Here is a 15,234-nt window from a genome sequence, read left to right as displayed (position 1 = left end):
CGCGCTCAGATGCTGCGCAGGTTGACCCGCTTCGACAGCGCCAGCGCGCTCTCGCGCCGCTCGCTGTAGCGGTCGACCAGGTAGTCCGCGCAGTCGCGCGTGAGCAGCGTGAACTTCACCAGCTCTTCCATCACGTCGACCACGCGCTCGTAGTAGGGCGACGGCTTCATGCGCCCGTTGTCCTCGAACTCCATGAACGCCTTGGCCACCGACGACTGGTTGGGGATGGTGATCATGCGCATCCAGCGGCCCAGCACGCGCAACTGGTTCACCGCGTTGAACGACTGCGAACCGCCCGACACCTGCATCACCGCGAGCGTCTTGCCCTGCGTGGGCCGCACCGAGCCGAGGGCCAGCGGGATCCAGTCGATCTGCGCCTTCATGATGCCGGTCATCGCGCCGTGTCGTTCGGGCGATGTCCACACCATGCCCTCGGCCCATTGCGCGCTCTCGCGCAGTTCCTGCACCTTCGGGTGGTCGTCGGGCGCGTCGTCCGGCAGCGGAAGCCCGTGCGGATCGTAGATGCGCGGCTCGGCGCCCAGGGCCTGCAACAGGCGCGCCGCTTCCTCGGTCAGCAGCCGGCTGTATGAGCGTTCGCGCAACGAACCGTAGAGCAGCAGGATGCGCGGTGCGTGCATGGCGCGCGCCGTGGGCAGCAGATGACGAAGATCGGGTTGGCGGAAGTTGTCCGCATCGATGTTCGCGAGTTCAGGGCCTTGAGACACGCCGGCCTTTCGCGTCGATGACGGCTTCGCCGTCTTCCTTGGAGAAGGTGCCTTGCTGCGGGCGCGGCAGGATGTCGAGCACCGCTTCGGACGGGCGGCACAGGCGCGTGGCCAGCGGCGTGACCACGATCGGCCGGTTGATGAGAACCGGGTGCTGCAGCATGAAGCCGATCAGTTGTTCGTCGGTCCACTTCGGGTCGTCCAGGCCCAGTTCGTCGTACGGCGTTCCCTTGCGGCGCAGCACGTCGCGCACGGACACGCCCATCGCCGCGATCAGCCGCGTCAGCGTGGCGCGGTCGGGCGGTGTCTTCAGGTACTCGATGACGGTGGGCTCGTCGCCCGTGTTGCGGATCAGCGCGAGCACGTTGCGGGACGTGCCGCAGGCGGGGTTGTGATAGATGGTGATGTCGTTCATGGCAGGGAGAGGGTGAGTCGAACAGCCAGTGCCGCGAGGGTCACGAACAGCACCGGCACGGTCAGCACGATGCCGACCTTGAAGTAGTAGCCCCAGCCGATCGCCATGCCTTTTTTCTGAAGCACATGCAGCCACAGCAACGTGGCCAGGCTGCCGATCGGCGTGATCTTCGGGCCCAGGTCGCAACCGATGACGTTGGCGTAGACCATGGCTTCCTTCACCACGCCGGTGGCGCCCGATGCGTCGATGGAGAGCGCACCGACCAGCACGGTCGGCATGTTGTTCATCACGGAAGAAAGCACTGCGGTCAGGAAGCCCGTGCCCATGGCCGCGCCCCACACGCCGCCTTGCGCAAACACGTTCAGCAGTCCGGCCATCTGGCCGGTCAGCCCGGCGTTGCGCAGCCCGTACACCACGAGGTACATGCCCAGCGAGAAGACGACGATCTGCCACGGCGCGCCGCGCAGCACCTTCTTCGTGCTGATGACCGGGCCGCGCCCGGCAACCGCGAGCAGGACGACCGCACCCAAGGCGGCCACCGCGCTCACGGGAATGCCCAAGGGTTCCAGGCCGAAGAAGCCGACCAGCAGCAGCGCCAGCACCACCCAGCCGGCGCGGAAGGTGTGAACGTCGCGGATCGCCTCTGTGGGCGACTTCAACTGCCTCGCGTCGTAGCGCGCTGGAATGCTGCGGCGGAAGTAGAGCATCAGGACGAGCAGGCTCGCGAGCACCGCCGCCATGTTCACCGGCACCATGACCGCGGCGTACGCGTTGAAGCCGATCCTGAAGAAATCGGCCGACACGATGTTCACCAGGTTCGACACGATCAGCGGCAGGCTCGCGCTGTCGGCGATGAAGCCCGCCGCCATCACGAACGCCAGCGTGGCGGCCGGCGTGAACCCGAGCGCGACCAGCATCGCCATGACGATGGGCGTGAGAATGAGCGCCGCGCCGTCGTTGGCGAACAGCGCCGACACGGCCGCGCCCAGCAGCACGATGAAGGCGAACAGCAGCCGCCCGCGCCCGTTGCCCCAGCGCGCCACGTGCAGCGCGGCCCACTCGAAGAAGCCGGCCTCGTCGAGCAGCAGGCTGATGACGATCACTGCGATGAAGGTCGCGGTCGCGTTCCACACGATGCCCCAGACGGCTGGAATGTCTGCCAGGTGAACGACGCCGAGGAGCAGCGCGATGACGGCGCCCAGCGAAGCACTCCAGCCGATCCCCAGGCCGCGCGGCTGCCAGATGACCAGCACCAGCGTGAAGACGAAGATCGCGACGGCGGTCAGCATTGGGCGGTCAGCATGTCGGCGGGCACCCGGCGGCGCAGGTTTCGCCCTGGCAGCAGTTTTCCGTGAGATAGGCCAGCAGCCCGTTCATTTGCTCGAACGCGGCCCGGTACACGAGGTTGCGCCCCTGCCGCTCCTGCGACACCAGCCCCGAGTTCATCAGTTCCTTGAGGTGGAACGACAGGCTGGTGGCCGACACCTCCAGCGATTCGGTCAGCGTGCCGGGCGTGAGGCCGGCAGGCCCGGCCACCACCAGCGCGCGGAACACCCGAAGGCGGATGGGTTGCGCCAGGGCGGCCAGCGAGCGGACAACGTCGTTTTCTTCCATAGTTCAAGTATCGTTGAATAATTGAACTGGAGCAAACCGTCCGGCACGAACCGGCCATCGGGCTGGCAGGCATCGGCCATTTGCGGCGCGCCGCCGTTCCTACAGTCTGGCTTCGTCACAACGAAGGAGACCCCATGTCCGACACCTATGTTCTTGTCCACGGCGCGTGGCACACCGGCGCTGAAATCGAAGCCGTGGCCGACGGCGTTCGCGCGGCAGGCCACACCGTGCACTGCCCCACGCTCGCGGGCAACAACCCCGGCGACGACCGCACCGCGACCACGCTGGAAGACGCGATTGCATCCGCCGTGCGCTACATCGAGCAGAACAACCTCACGCAGGTGCGCCTCGTGGGCCACAGCTACGGCGGCATGGTGATTTCGGGCGTGGCAGAGCGCATTGCGCCGCGCCTGAAGCGGCTGGTGTACATCAATGCCTTCGTGCCGCTGGACGGCGAGTCGCTCAACGACATGGTGCCGCCGAACTACGTGACGATGTTCGATGCGATCGCCGCCGCGAACGCCAACGCGGTGACGCTGCCCTTCGAGATCTGGCGCGAAGCCTTCATCAACGACGCCGACCTGCCGACCGCGCAGGCCGCCTACGACAAGCTGAACCCCCATCCGTACCGCACCTTCACCGACAAGATCAGGCTGAGCCAGCCGCTGGCGGCGCTGGCGCTGGGCAAGTCCTACGTCAATTGCCAGCAGGACACCGCGCTGCCGCACAGCCTGCCCTGGCATCCGCGGCTGTCGGAGCGGCTGGGCCTGTTCAGGCTGGTGGAGTGCCCCGGCAGCCACGAGATGTTCTTCTCGAACCCGCAGCGGCTGGCGCAGGCCATCCTCGAGGCGGGGCGCGACTGAGCGAGCAGGGCGTTCAGTGGCTGTTGAAGAGCGCGTCGTACACCCGGATCGACGCATAGGCGTCGTTCGCGGCGTAGCGGATCTGTGCCTCGGTGAGCTGCCTGTTGGCCCAGTTCGAGGTGGTCGCCTTGCGCGACTTGATGAAGCGGCGGTTGAACACCAGCGCCACCGCCGCCTTCACGCCGACCGACTTGCGGTAGCCGCGGTGGCGGAATTCGGTGTCGATGTCGAACACCGCGCCCGGTTCGATGTTCAGCCGGTTGCGAATCAGCGTGAGGTCGCCCGACAGGCCGAAGCCGACCTTGCGCAGTTCGGTCGAGGCGATCAGCGCGGCCACCACCGGGTTGCATTCGGTGCGGTGCAGCTGGAACAGCCAGGCCGTGTCGCGCGTGGAGAACTGCACCACGTGCGGGCCGCCCGAGACTTCGTTCTTCGCGAAGGTGGGTTTCGATTCGGTGTCGAAGCCCGCGATGCCTGCGGCCAGCAGCGCGGCGGCGGCGCGCTCGGCGTCCTGCTGCGTGGCGACGACGACGATGTCTTTCAGGCCGAGGCCCTCGAAGGGCTCGAGCAGCGCGATCTGTTCGCGCTCGGGCAGGGGCGGGAGATGGGGGTTGTCGCTCACCGGGGGGCTGCTTTCGATGTCTTTTTCTTCACTGCGGCTTTCTTTGCGGGCGTTTTCCTGGCTGCTGCCTTCTTGGCGGCGGGTGCTTTTTTGGGCTTGGGTGGCTGGCCTGAGCGCAGCGCCGCCTCGTAGGCCCGGCGGCCCCAGCGCGCGGCTTCCTCGCGGTCTTCGAACAGGTCGGCCGGGGCTTGCCGGTACGACATGGGCATCGACTTGCCCTGGCGCATGTACGTGAAGGGCGGCAGGTTCTGGCGGTCGAAGTGCGGTGCGCTTTCGGCGTCGGACTTCAGGTAGAGCGTGTCGCCGATCACGATCGCGATCATGCGGCCCTCGTGGAAGATGCCATGGCCGCCGAACATGCGGCGCGGCGCGATGCGCCCGAAGCGCTCGAAGCTCTCGTGCAGGCTGTCGACGAAGGCGCTCATGCAGTGATCTCGATGCGGTTGCCGTCCGGGTCGAGCACCACGCTCTCGTAGTAGCCGTCGCCGGTGCGGCGCGGGCCGTCGAGCAGCGGGTAGCCGTCGGCCTTCAGGCGCTGCGTGAGTGCGTCGACCGCGGCGTCGGAGCCCACGCTGATGGCCAGGTGCGTCCAGCCCATGCGCTGCGCGCCGGCTTCGGCCGTCACGGGCGAGAGCGCGGTCGTCGTCATGGCCTCGATGCGCGCGCCTTCAGCGCCTCCCAGGCTCAGGAAGCACGATTCGAAGCCCTTGGCCGGGTTGGTGTAGCCCGCGCCGGCGGTGGCGCCGAAGTAATCGACATAGAAGCGCTTGCAGCGTTCGAGATCGGTGGTCCAGAGTGCGATGTGGTCGATGCGCATGGGGCGAAAAAAGAAGGGAGAGGGTCAGCCCACGCGCCACGGCGGACGCGAGGGGGACCAATGGTAGGCGATGCGTTCGCGCCCGCTGGTGGGGTGGCGGTCGACCGTGCCGCGTTCCAGGCCATAGCGTTCGTAGAAGCGCTGCGCCGAGGTGTTGGTGACCGCCACATGCAGCCGCCAGCCGGTGGGGATGCGCACGCAGGCCTCGTCGAGCAGCGCCTTGCCCAGGCCCTGGCTGCGCAGGTGCGGCTCGACGAACAGCTGGGCCACGTACTCGCGCCGGCCCAGCAGCACCATGAAGGCGAGCACCTGCCCGTCGCGTTCCGCCAGCACCACGTCGGCCGGCGGGCCGAACTCGGCCTGCACGCGCTGCAGCCAATGGGCGATGGGTTCGATGGTGGCGGCGCCGCGGTTGGCCGCGATCCAGGCGCGGCGCCAGATGCCGGCCAGCACCATGTTCTCTTCGGGACCGCCTTCGCGCGATCGCAACTGGAAGGCAGGAATCTGGGCAGCGGACATGCGGCTCATGATACGGGCCAGGGCCGCCCGTGCGGTCGATCAGGTGTGCAGGGTCTGCGCGTGGTGCGCAATGTGGTCGGCCATGAAGCTCTGGATGAAGAAGTAGCCGTGGTCGTAGCCCGCATGGCGGCGCAGCGTCAGCGGCTGGCCCGCTGCGGAGCAGGCGGCTTCGAACACCTCGGGGTGCAGTTGCTCGGCCAGGAATTTGTCGGCCAGGCCCTGGTCGATCAGGATGCCCTGCGGGTAGGGCGCGGTCACCTGAGACTTCATGAGCGCGCTGGCATCGTGCGCCAGCCACTGCGCGCGGTCGGCGCCCGGCTCGCCCAGGTAGCCGGCGAAGGCCTTCTCGCCCCACGGGCACTGCGTGGGCGCGCAGATGGGTGCGAAGGCCGACAACGACTTGAAGCGCCCCGGATGCCGCAGCGCCAGCGTGAGCGCGCCGTGGCCGCCCATCGAGTGGCCGAAGATGCCGATGCGGTCGCCGTCGATGGCGAACTGCTGCGCCGCCAGCGGCAGCAACTCCTGGACGATCCAGCTTTCCATGCGCCAGTGCGTGGCCCAGGGCTCGGCCAGCGCGTCGAGGTAGAAGCCCGCGCCGATGCCGAAGTCCCAGCTGTCCCTGGCGCCCGGCAGGCTTTCCGCTGCGGCGCCGCGCGGGCTGGTGTCGGGTGCGATCAGTGCAAGCCCCATGCTCGCGGCCAGGCGCTGTGCGCCGGCCTTCACCGCGAAGGTTTCTTCGTTGCAGGTCAGGCCCGCGAGGTAGAGCAGGGCGGGCACGCGAGCGTGCGCGGCCTGGGGCGGCAGGTAGACCGAAAAGCGCATCGGCAGGCCGATCTCCTGCGATGCGTGTTCGTGAAAACTCTGCACGCCGCCGAAGGCGTGGTGCGCGGAAAGGGTCTTGGGGGTGTGGTCGGTCATGGAGTGGTCATGGGGTCTGGTCGCGCAGGGCCGGCACCAGTTCGAGCACGGCATCCGCAAAGGTGCGGGGCGCCTCCTGCGGCATGTTGTGGCCCACGCCGGGCACCAGCCGGTGCGAGCGCGGTCCGCTGAAGCGATGGGCATGGGCCGACGCCTCGGCCGGCGGGCGCACGCCGTCGTCGATGCCGTCGAAGGTGATGGTGGGCACGGTGATGGCCGGCTGGGCCGCGAGCCGGCGTTCGATGTCGGCGTAGGCCGGGTCGCCGGGCACGAGTGCGAAGCGGTGGCGGTACGACTGGATCACCACGTCCACGAAGTCGGGGTGGTCGAAGGCGGCGGCGCTGCGCTCGAAGGTGGCGTCGTCGAACTTCCAGGTCGGCGACCACAGCTTCCACAGCAGCTTCGTCAGCCCCTTGCGGTCTTTCGCAAGGCCGGCGCGGCCGCGTTCGCTGTGAAAGTAGTACTGGTACCAGAGGCTGTGCTCGTTGGCGGGCGTGTCCGGCTCCATCGCCTTCGCGATGTTCTGGATGTTGTAGCTGTTGAAGGACACCAGCCCCGCCACGCGTTCGGGCCACAGCGCCGCGACCACGCAGGCGGCCCGGCCGCCCCAGTCGTAGCCGGCCAGCACCGCGCGTTCGATCTTCAGCGCGTCGAGCAGCGCGAGCAGGTCGGCGCCGAGCGCGGCCTGTTCGCCCGAGCGCGGCGTGGCATCGCTCAGGAAGCGCGTGGCGCCATAGCCGCGCAGGTACGGCACGATGACGCGGCAGCCTTGCCCCGCCAGCAGGGGCGCGACTTCGGCGTAGGTGTGGATGTCGTACGGAAACCCGTGCATCAGCAGCACGGGCGGCCCGTCGGCGGGGCCGGCTTCGAAGTACGCGACTTCGAGCACACCGGCCTCGATCTTGTGTAAGGGCGTCATTCTTTCGATCACGAGTTCACCTCCACGAAGAGCGCCGCTGGCCTGGGGGTCAGTAAAGCACCACGCCGCGGATCGACTCGCCGCGCTTCATCAGGTCGAAGCCCTTGTTGATGTCTTCCAGCGGCATGGTGTGCGTGATCAGGTCGTCGATGTTGATCTTGCCTTCCATGTACCAGTCGACGATCTTCGGCACGTCGGTGCGCCCGCGCGCGCCGCCGAAGGCCGAGCCTTCCCACTTGCGGCCCGTGACCAGCTGGAACGGGCGCGTGCTGATCTCCGCGCCTGCCTCGGCCACGCCGATGATGATGCTGCGGCCCCAGCCCTTGTGCGTGCATTCGAGCGCCTGGCGCATCACCTGGGTGTTGCCGATGCACTCGAAGCTGTAGTCCGCGCCGCCGTCGGTCAGCTGCACGATGGCGTCGACCACGTTTTCCGTCGTCTTCGGGTTGATGAAGTGCGTCATGCCGAACTTGCGGGCCATGGCCTCGCGCTCGGGGTTCAGGTCGACGCCGATGATCTTGTCCGCGCCCACCATCTTGGCGCCCTGGATGACGTTCAGGCCGATGCCGCCGAGGCCGAACACCACCACGTTGGCACCCGCTTCCACCTTGGCCGTGAAGATCACCGCTCCGATGCCGGTGGTAACGCCGCAGCCGATGTAGCAGACCTTGTCGAAGGGGGCGTCTTCGCGGATCTTGGCGAGCGAGATCTCGGGCGCCACCGTGTAGTTGCTGAAGGTGCTCGTGCCCATGTAGTGGAAGATGGGCTTGCCGTCGAGGCTGAAACGGCTGGTGGCGTCGGGCATCAGGCCCTTGCCCTGCGTGCCGCGGATCAGCTGGCACAGGTTGGTCTTGCGGCTCAGGCAGAACTTGCACTGGCGGCATTCCGGCGTGTACAGCGGAATGACGTGGTCGCCCTTCTTCAGCGTGGTGACGCCGGGGCCTACGTCGACCACGATGCCCGCGCCTTCGTGGCCGAGGATCGCGGGAAAGATGCCTTCGGGGTCGGCGCCCGAGAGCGTGTAGTAGTCGGTGTGGCAGATGCCGGTGGCCTTGATCTCGACCAGCACTTCGCCGAACTTGGGGCCTTCGAGGTCCACGGTTTCGATGGTGAGCGGTTCTCCGGATTTCCAGGCGACGGCAGCTTTGGTTTTCATGGTGTGGGGGTTCTTCAGAAAGCGGGAGGAATGAGGATTCTCAGGCGGGGCCAGCAGGGAAGATACCCGACATGCCGATGAACCCGCTCAGGTGGCGGAAATTCCAGACCCAGTTTCGCAGTGCGGGAAATTCATCGAGCGAAATGCCGCCTTCGCCGGCCAGGGCCACGTAGGGGAAGCAGGCAAGGTCGGCAATGGTCGGCTCGGGGGCCGCGGCCAGCCAGCGAAGGCCTGCGCTGGCCTGCTCGGCGAGGTGGTCGTCGAGCACGCGGAACACCGCGCGTGCGCCGCTGCGGCAGGCCTCGATGTCCAGGTGGTGGTAGCCCAGCGCATCGTGCAGCCGCGCGGCCGACGCGGTGCGGGTGATCTCGTCGGCGGTGGCGAGCCACATGGCGATCTGGCCCCGCAGCTTCGCGTCGTCCGGGTACCAGCGGCCCTGCGTGTCGTAGCGGCTCGCGAGATAGACCACGATGGCCTGCGCATCGCGCAACACGAAGCCGTCGTCATCCAGCACCGGGAGCTGGCCCAGCGGATTGACGTTCGCCAGGAACGCCGCGCGGGTGTGTTCGCGGCCCGGGAAGAAATCGACCGGCACCAGCTCGTGCGCAAGGCCCAGCCACGCCAGCATCTGCCGCACCTTGAAGCAGTTGCCCGACAGCGGGTAGTCGTGGAGCTTGATCATGGCGCGGCCCCGGCCGCTTGCAGCACGCCGAAGCGCATGCCGCGCTCGCGCAGCCAGCGCCTGTAGGTGACGGACGAGGTGTCGCCGCGCGTGGGCGTCTCGGCGCGGCCTTCGAGCGGCATGCGCTTGAAGGCGTGGTTCTCCAGGATCGGCTTGTCCTGCCCGAAGATGGTGTGCTGGAAGGCGATGAGCGCGGCGTCGCTGGAGTCGTCGTCGTAGCAGGCCAGCACCGTGTGGGCGATCACGTGCTCATGGTCCACGGGCTGCAGGAACAGGCCGATGGCGTCGAGCGCGCCCGCGCGAAAGCTCGACTTGTAGAGCATGGCCGAGAAGGGCTGCATCACGCGGTACTTGTAGAGCACCTCGCTGCCCGTGTCGTGCGCGGCCGAAGCGCGCGGCTGCCAGAAGCGGCAGTCGGTGGCCCAGATCTCGCCGGTGGCGGGTTCGACCTCGACGTTGTACTTCGCCACCTCGGTGTGCGGCACCTTGCCGAGGTAGTCGGCGTGCACGAAGGGGAAGTGCGCCATGTCCAGGAAGTTCTCGATCACGCGCAGGCCGGACACCGCCACGCCGATGCCGCCGCAGTCGATGGTGCGGCGGCTAGCTTCGCTGTATTCCGGGAAGTCGAACAGGGCGCGTGCCGGACGGCCGCTGGGGCAGACCCAGAGATGGCCGTAGCGCGACTGCACGGTCAGCGGCTGGTCTCCCAGGCGGCAGTGGGGCGTGCCGCCGGCGTCGATCCACAGTTGCACGGTGTCGCCGAGCAGGCGGGTGGTGCGAGGCGCCGGCGCGGCGGGTCCGATGACGAGCCAGTCGTCGAGCATGTTGGGGTCGTCGGTGACGAAGGGCATGGTGTCTTTCAGCCGAGGGCTTCGATGTCGCTGCGCAAGCTGCGGGCGGCGGTGTGCAGGGTCTTCAGGGCGGCTGAGCCAGGGGCAGCGTCGCTCCAGAGGTGGACGAAGGCGAGGCGGGGCTGCGCATCGAGGACCAGGGCGACGGTGTCCACCCCGCCGAGCTGGCCGCGCCAGGCGCCTGTTGCCGCATCGGCTGCAAAGCCGCGTTGCGCCAGCGCTTCGCGCACGGTGCTGGCGGGCGAACGCAATGTGAGCGTGCGGCAGAACTGCCAGCCGGCTGGCACGGCATCGGCCAGTGACGGCGGTGCGAGCGAGGCCTCAGGCGACAGCAGGACCCACAGCATCCCCGCCGCCTCTACCGCACCGAAGGTCTTCGCGCAGACGTTGCGTGGCGCCTGCATGGCCGGGTGCGCCGGAATGCGCGTGCACTGCCCGCTGCCCGCCGCGTATTCCCAGCCGTGGTAGGCACAGGCCAGGCGGTTCTCGATCACCTGGCCCAGCGTGAAGCGCACGCTGCGGTGCGGGCATCGGTTCTCCCAGGCCTGGGGGCTGCCGTCGGCGGCGCGCCAGAGCGCGAGTTCCTGGCCTTCGGCGAAGCCGGCCACGATGTTGGCGCCGGGGCGCAGGTCGGCCGAGGGCGCAACGGGGTGCCAGGTGGATGCAGGGGGTGTGTTCATTCGTCGTGAGGTCGCAGGGCAAAGCGCCGGTGATACCGTACCGCTTCTGCCCCACCGATGAAAGCCACATGAAGAGACGCATCTTTTCATTCCTGAAACGCTGGCTCGCATGAGCCGCATCGATCTCGCGCTGGTCGAGGCCTTCGTGCTGGTCGCACAGAGCGGCAGCCTCACCAAGGCCGAAACCCTCTCGGGCACGTCCAAGGCCACACTGAGCCGGCAGCTCACGCGGCTGGAAGAGCTGCTGGGCGCGCAACTGCTGCTGCGCAGCCCGCGCCGCATGGCGCTCACCGAGGCCGGCCGTGCCTTCCTGGTTCGTTCGGAAGGACTGCTCGACGAAGTGACCGGCCGGCTGGAAGCCGCCAGCACCGAGGTCCACGCGCTGACGACCGGCGTGTCGGGCCGCCTCTCGCTGCTGTCCGACACGCAGTTCAGCACCTCCTTCGTCTGCCATGTGGTCAAGCTGTTCCTGGCGTCGCACCCGGACGTGCGCTGCCAGCTCGACGTGGCCAGCGGCTCCCATGCGCCGCAGGTCGGCGACGTCGACTGCTACGTGTGCGCCGAGCCGCCCGATGCGCCGAACCTCGTGGCCAAGCTGCTGGGGCGGCTCAACTACGGGCTCTATGCGAGCCCGCAGTACCTGGCCCGCCACGGCACGCCGTCGTCACCCGAGGAACTGGCGCGGCACCAGTCGATCGCGATGAAGGAGCCGTCATCAGGCCGCGCGCAGGTGCTGCTGCTGTCGGACGCAGGCAGCTTCGCCTTCGGCGCGGAGCCCGCGTTCGAAACCAACGACCACTGGGTCATGAAGACCTTCTGCATCGACGGGCTGGGCATTGCCCTGCTGCCGGTCTTTTTCGCCGGACCCGAGGTCGCGCAGGGCGTGCTCGTGCCGGTGCTGCCGCAGTGGCAGCCCGAGCCGCGCCGCATCTACTGCGCCTACCAGCGCCAGCGCTACATGGGGCAGAAGCTGCGCGCATTCGTCGACCTGATGGCGCGCAGCGTGGTGGACATCGACTCTTTCAACCACTACGTGGGCTCGTCGGCCGGGCGGCGCCGAAAGCCGGCCGCAAGACCATAATTGGCGCCCCCGGCTCCGGCCTTCGAACCTGCTGTTCATCATGAAGAAAATCCTCGTCCTCAACGGCCCCAACCTCAACCTGCTCGGCACGCGCGAGCCCGAACAGTACGGACGCGACACGCTCGCCGACGTCGAGCGCCTGTGCAAGGACACCGGCGCCAAACTCGGTGTGGAGATCGAATGTCGCCAGTCGAACCACGAAGGCGTGCTGATCGACTGGGTGCAGGAGGCGGGCCGCGAAGTGGCCGCGGGCACCATGCTGGGCGTGGTGATGAACCCCGGCGCCTACACGCACACGTCGATTGCGCTGCACGACGCCATCAAGGGCGCGAGCGTGCCGCTGATCGAGCTGCACATCTCGAACGTGCATGCGCGCGAACAGTTCCGCCACCACTCGTACATCTCGCCCGCGGCGCGCGGGATCATCGTGGGCCTGGGCGTGAAGGGCTACACGCTGGCCATCGCAGCGCTGGTGCCCTGATTCCCGGCTAGTACTGCTGCTTGGGTGCCGCCGCCTTCCAGCTGCGGCTGATGCGCCCGGCGTTGTCGATGCTCTCCAGGTGCACGTCGAAGCCCCAGAGCCGCGCGACGTGCTTGAGCACCTCTTCGGCGCCGTCGTGCAGCGGCAGGTTGTTGCGCTGCGTGTGGCGCAGGGTGAGCGAACGGTCGCCGCGCGTGGCCACGTTCCACACCTGGATGTCGGGCTCGCGGCTGCTGATGTCGTACTGCCGGGAGAGCGATTCGCGCAGCGCCTGGTAGCCGCTGTCGTCGTGGATGGCGGACACCTGCAGCTCCGATTCGCTCTGGTAGTCGCGAATGGAGAACAGCCGGAAGTCGCGCATGGTCTTGGGGCTCAAGAACTGGCCGATGAAGCTCTCGTCCTTGAAGTTGCGCATCGCGTAGTCGAGCGTCTTGACCCAGTCGGTGCCCGCGAAGTCGGGGAACCAGCGGCGGTCTTCCTCGGTGGGCTTCTCGCAGATGCGGCGCAGCTCGGTGAACATCGCAAAGCCCAGCGCATAGGGGTTGATGCCGCTGTAGGCGCGGTGCCCCACGGGCGGCTGGTAGATCACGCCGGTGTGCGAGCTGAGCCATTCCATCATGAAGCCGTCGGCCAGTTGCCCGCGGTCGTACATGGTGTTGAGCAGCGTGTAGTGCCAGAACGTGGCCCAGCCTTCGTTCATCACCTGGGTCTGGCGCTGCGGATAGAAGTACTGCGCGATCTTGCGCACGATGCGCACCACCTCGCGCTGCCAGGGTTCGAGCAGGGCGGCGTTCTTCTCGATGAAGTACAGCAGGTTCTCCTGCGGCTCCGGCGGAAAGCGGCGCGCCGAATCGGACTCGGCGGCCTGCTCGCTGCGCCGCGGCAGCGTGCGCCACAGGTCGTTCACCTGCTGCTGCATGTGGCGCTCGCGCTCCGCGCGCTGGGCGCTTTCCTGCGCCAGCGAGCGCTTCTGCGGGCGGCGGTAGCGGTCGACGCCGTAGTTCATCAGCGCATGGCAGGAGTCGAGCAGTTCTTCCACCGCGTCGACGCCGTGGCGGTCCTCGCACTCGGCGATGTAGTGCCGCGCGTAGACCAGGTAGTCGATGATGGACGACGCGTCGGTCCACATCCGGAACAGGTAGTTGCCCTTGAAGAAGCTGTTGTGGCCGTAGGCCGCATGCGCGATCACCAGGGCCTGCATGGCCATGGTGTTCTCCTCCATCAGGTAGGCGATGCACGGATCGGAGTTGATGACGATCTCGTAGGCCAGCCCCATGTGGCCACGCTTGTAGTTCTTCTCGGTGGCGATGAACTGCTTGCCGTACGACCAGTGCCTGTAGATCATGGGCATGCCCACGCTGGCGTAGGCGTCCATCATCTGCTCGGCGGTGATCACCTCGAGCTGGTTCGGGTACACGTCGAGTCCGAAGCCCCGGGCGGTCTTCGCGATCTCGGCGTGGTAGGTCTCGATGAGCTCGAAGGTCCAGTCCGAGGGACTGGGCAGGCGCTCCAGCCGGGGCAGGCCGGCGGGCGTGTCGAGGGCGTCGGGGGTGAGGATGGTGCTCATGACGTGACCCCTTCCTTCTTGAACAGGTCGCGGAAAACCGGGTAGATGTCCTGCGCGTCGGACACCTTGCGCATCGCGAAGTTGGGCTGCACGCCTTCGAGCTGCGCGTACTCCTGCCACAGGTTCTGCTCGGTCTCGGCCACCTGCACGTAGGCGTAGTAGCGCACCACCGGCAGGATGTCGTTGACCAGCAGCTCGCGGCAGCGCCCGCTGTCCTGGTGCCAGTTGTCGCCGTCGCTGGCCTGCGCGCCGTACACGTTCCATTCGCCGCTGGGGTAGCGCGCCTTGATGATCTCGTCCATCAGCACCAGCGCGCTCGACACCACGGTGCCGCCGGTCTCGGTGGCGTGGAAGAACTCTTCTTCCGTCACTTCCTGCGCCTGCGTGTGGTGGCGCAGGAACACGAGGTCGATGGTCTCGTAGTGCCGCGTGAGGAACATGTACAGCAGCATGAAGAAGCGCTTGGCCATGTCCTTGCGCGCCTCGTCCATGGAGCCCGACACGTCCATCAGGCAGAACATCACGGCCTTGGCGCTGGGCACCGGCGTCTTCACGCGGTTGCGGTAGCGCAGGTCGATCGGGTCGATGTAGGGCACGCGCCGCATGGTGCGGCGCATTTCCTCGATGCGCTCCTCGGTCTCGCGGATCTCTTTCTGGATCAAGGCCGTTGCCGCTTGCGGATGGTGCTGCAGATGGAGCAGGTGCGCTTCGAGGCGCTTGAGCTCCTTGCGCGGCTCACCGCCCAGCGCGATGCGCCGCGCCAGCGCCCCGCGCATCGAACGCACCACGTGCAGGTTGTTGGGAGAGCCGTCGCTGGTGAAGCCGGCGCGGTGGCTCTTCCACTCGGGCACGTCGGCGATCTGTGTGCGAATGAGGTGCGGCAGCGCCAGGTCGTCGAAGAACACGCGCATGAACTCTTCGCGCGTCAGTCGGAAGACGAAGTCGTCGTCGCCTTCGCCGCTGTCGCCGGCCTCGCCGCTGCCGGAGCCGCCACCGCTCCCGCCTTCGGGGCGCTTGATGCGGTCGCCCTTCAGGTACTCCTGGTTGCCCGGGTGCACATACTCGCGGTCGCCGCCCCGGGCGTGACCGAACACGGGTTCGGACACATCGTGGCGCGGCAAGGTCACGTCTTCGCCTTGCTCCAGCTCGCGGATGTTGCGCCCGCTCACCGCGCGCCGCACCGCCTCCTGGATCTGCCCCTTGTAGCGCCGGAGAAAGCGCTCGCGGTTGCCAATGGACTTGTTCTTGCCCGATAGCCGGCGGTCGATGATCTGCTGCAGGATGGCCACGATGGTGTCAAAGCTCCTTGCAAGGAAGAGGGGAG

At 67.6% G+C, this 15,234-nt stretch carries 19 protein-coding genes; 3 read left to right on the top strand and 16 right to left on the bottom strand.

Annotated features, from left to right (window positions below; all coding sequences use genetic code 11):
• Positions 1-5: 5 nt before the first annotated feature.
• The 4 genes from arsH to AC1DJH_RS03005 are packed head-to-tail and all read right to left on the bottom strand — an operon-like array spanning position 6 to position 2,754.
• Positions 6-725, bottom strand: coding sequence for an arsenical resistance protein ArsH (gene arsH / locus AC1DJH_RS03020; protein WP_478184660.1), 720 nt, complete (start codon positions 723-725; stop codon positions 6-8).
• A complete protein-coding gene (gene arsC / locus AC1DJH_RS03015) occupies positions 709-1,140 on the bottom strand; it encodes an arsenate reductase (glutaredoxin) (RefSeq protein WP_478184659.1) in 432 nt (143 codons plus the stop codon). The genes arsH and arsC overlap by 17 nt, the downstream gene beginning before the upstream one ends.
• On the bottom strand, positions 1,137-2,429 hold the full coding sequence (locus tag AC1DJH_RS03010; protein WP_478184658.1) for an arsenic transporter: 1,293 nt from the start codon (positions 2,427-2,429) through the stop codon (positions 1,137-1,139). Before AC1DJH_RS03010 ends, arsC begins: the two co-directional genes overlap by 4 nt.
• 7 nt (positions 2,430-2,436) lie before the next feature.
• Complete coding sequence (locus tag AC1DJH_RS03005; protein WP_435435518.1) at positions 2,437-2,754, bottom strand: ArsR/SmtB family transcription factor; 318 nt, start codon at positions 2,752-2,754, stop codon at positions 2,437-2,439.
• Between the two features lie 134 nt (positions 2,755-2,888).
• Between AC1DJH_RS03005 and AC1DJH_RS03000 the strand changes: the two genes are divergently transcribed.
• Positions 2,889-3,617 (top strand): alpha/beta fold hydrolase, encoded by a 729-nt coding sequence (locus AC1DJH_RS03000; RefSeq protein WP_478184657.1) that lies wholly within the window; start codon positions 2,889-2,891, stop codon positions 3,615-3,617.
• Positions 3,618-3,630: 13 nt separating this feature from the next.
• Here the strand turns inward: AC1DJH_RS03000 and AC1DJH_RS02995 are convergent, their stop codons facing one another.
• From AC1DJH_RS02995 to AC1DJH_RS02950, 10 genes are read right to left on the bottom strand one after another with little or no spacing between them, the layout of a single operon-like run.
• Entirely contained in the window at positions 3,631-4,239 is a 609-nt protein-coding gene (locus AC1DJH_RS02995) for a 3'-5' exonuclease (protein WP_478184656.1), read from the bottom strand.
• A complete protein-coding gene (locus tag AC1DJH_RS02990; RefSeq protein WP_478184655.1) occupies positions 4,236-4,664 on the bottom strand; it encodes a TfoX/Sxy family protein in 429 nt (142 codons plus the stop codon). Before AC1DJH_RS02990 ends, AC1DJH_RS02995 begins: the two co-directional genes overlap by 4 nt.
• Complete coding sequence (locus AC1DJH_RS02985; RefSeq protein WP_472117675.1) at positions 4,661-5,056, bottom strand: VOC family protein; 396 nt, start codon at positions 5,054-5,056, stop codon at positions 4,661-4,663. The genes AC1DJH_RS02990 and AC1DJH_RS02985 overlap by 4 nt, the downstream gene beginning before the upstream one ends.
• Positions 5,057-5,080: 24 nt before the next feature.
• Entirely contained in the window at positions 5,081-5,575 is a 495-nt protein-coding gene (locus AC1DJH_RS02980; protein WP_435493434.1) for a GNAT family N-acetyltransferase, read from the bottom strand.
• 39 nt (positions 5,576-5,614) lie between these two features.
• Positions 5,615-6,493 carry an S-formylglutathione hydrolase gene (gene fghA / locus AC1DJH_RS02975; protein ID WP_478184654.1) on the bottom strand — a complete coding sequence of 293 codons (879 nt, stop codon included), beginning with the start codon at positions 6,491-6,493 and terminating at the stop codon, positions 5,615-5,617.
• A 7-nt stretch (positions 6,494-6,500) separates the two neighbouring features.
• Positions 6,501-7,412 (bottom strand): alpha/beta fold hydrolase, encoded by a 912-nt coding sequence (locus tag AC1DJH_RS02970; RefSeq protein WP_478184653.1) that lies wholly within the window; start codon positions 7,410-7,412, stop codon positions 6,501-6,503.
• 49 nt (positions 7,413-7,461) lie between these two features.
• Positions 7,462-8,568 (bottom strand): S-(hydroxymethyl)glutathione dehydrogenase/class III alcohol dehydrogenase, encoded by a 1,107-nt coding sequence (locus AC1DJH_RS02965; protein WP_472117668.1) that lies wholly within the window; start codon positions 8,566-8,568, stop codon positions 7,462-7,464.
• A 40-nt stretch (positions 8,569-8,608) separates the two neighbouring features.
• Positions 8,609-9,250, bottom strand: coding sequence for a glutathione S-transferase family protein (locus AC1DJH_RS02960; RefSeq protein WP_478184652.1), 642 nt, complete (start codon positions 9,248-9,250; stop codon positions 8,609-8,611).
• Positions 9,247-10,101 (bottom strand): aromatic ring-hydroxylating dioxygenase subunit alpha, encoded by an 855-nt coding sequence (locus tag AC1DJH_RS02955; protein WP_478184651.1) that lies wholly within the window; start codon positions 10,099-10,101, stop codon positions 9,247-9,249. The genes AC1DJH_RS02960 and AC1DJH_RS02955 overlap by 4 nt, the downstream gene beginning before the upstream one ends.
• Before the next feature lie 8 nt (positions 10,102-10,109).
• Positions 10,110-10,781: a Rieske 2Fe-2S domain-containing protein gene (locus AC1DJH_RS02950; protein WP_478184650.1), complete on the bottom strand. Its 672-nt coding sequence runs from the start codon at positions 10,779-10,781 to the stop codon at positions 10,110-10,112.
• A gap of 109 nt (positions 10,782-10,890) precedes the next feature.
• On the opposite strand from AC1DJH_RS02950, the gene AC1DJH_RS02945 reads away from it, so the two are divergent.
• Positions 10,891-11,862: a LysR family transcriptional regulator gene (locus tag AC1DJH_RS02945; RefSeq protein WP_478184649.1), complete on the top strand. Its 972-nt coding sequence runs from the start codon at positions 10,891-10,893 to the stop codon at positions 11,860-11,862.
• A gap of 40 nt (positions 11,863-11,902) precedes the next feature.
• Positions 11,903-12,343 (top strand): type II 3-dehydroquinate dehydratase, encoded by a 441-nt coding sequence (aroQ, locus tag AC1DJH_RS02940; RefSeq protein ID WP_435435530.1) that lies wholly within the window; start codon positions 11,903-11,905, stop codon positions 12,341-12,343.
• A gap of 7 nt (positions 12,344-12,350) precedes the next feature.
• Here aroQ and AC1DJH_RS02935 read toward each other — a convergent pair whose 3' ends face one another.
• On the bottom strand, positions 12,351-13,910 hold the full coding sequence (locus AC1DJH_RS02935; RefSeq protein ID WP_478184648.1) for a SpoVR family protein: 1,560 nt from the start codon (positions 13,908-13,910) through the stop codon (positions 12,351-12,353).
• The gene (locus AC1DJH_RS02930; protein ID WP_435483316.1) at positions 13,907-15,199 is read right to left on the bottom strand and encodes a YeaH/YhbH family protein; all 1,293 of its coding nucleotides are present in this window, start codon (positions 15,197-15,199) and stop codon (positions 13,907-13,909) included. The genes AC1DJH_RS02935 and AC1DJH_RS02930 overlap by 4 nt, the downstream gene beginning before the upstream one ends.
• Positions 15,200-15,234 lie beyond the last annotated feature (35 nt).

The organism is Variovorax sp. 10N412 (genome assembly GCF_056394985.1).
Note: the sequence above shows the minus strand (reverse complement) of the source record. Positions and strands in the feature narration are given on the sequence as shown.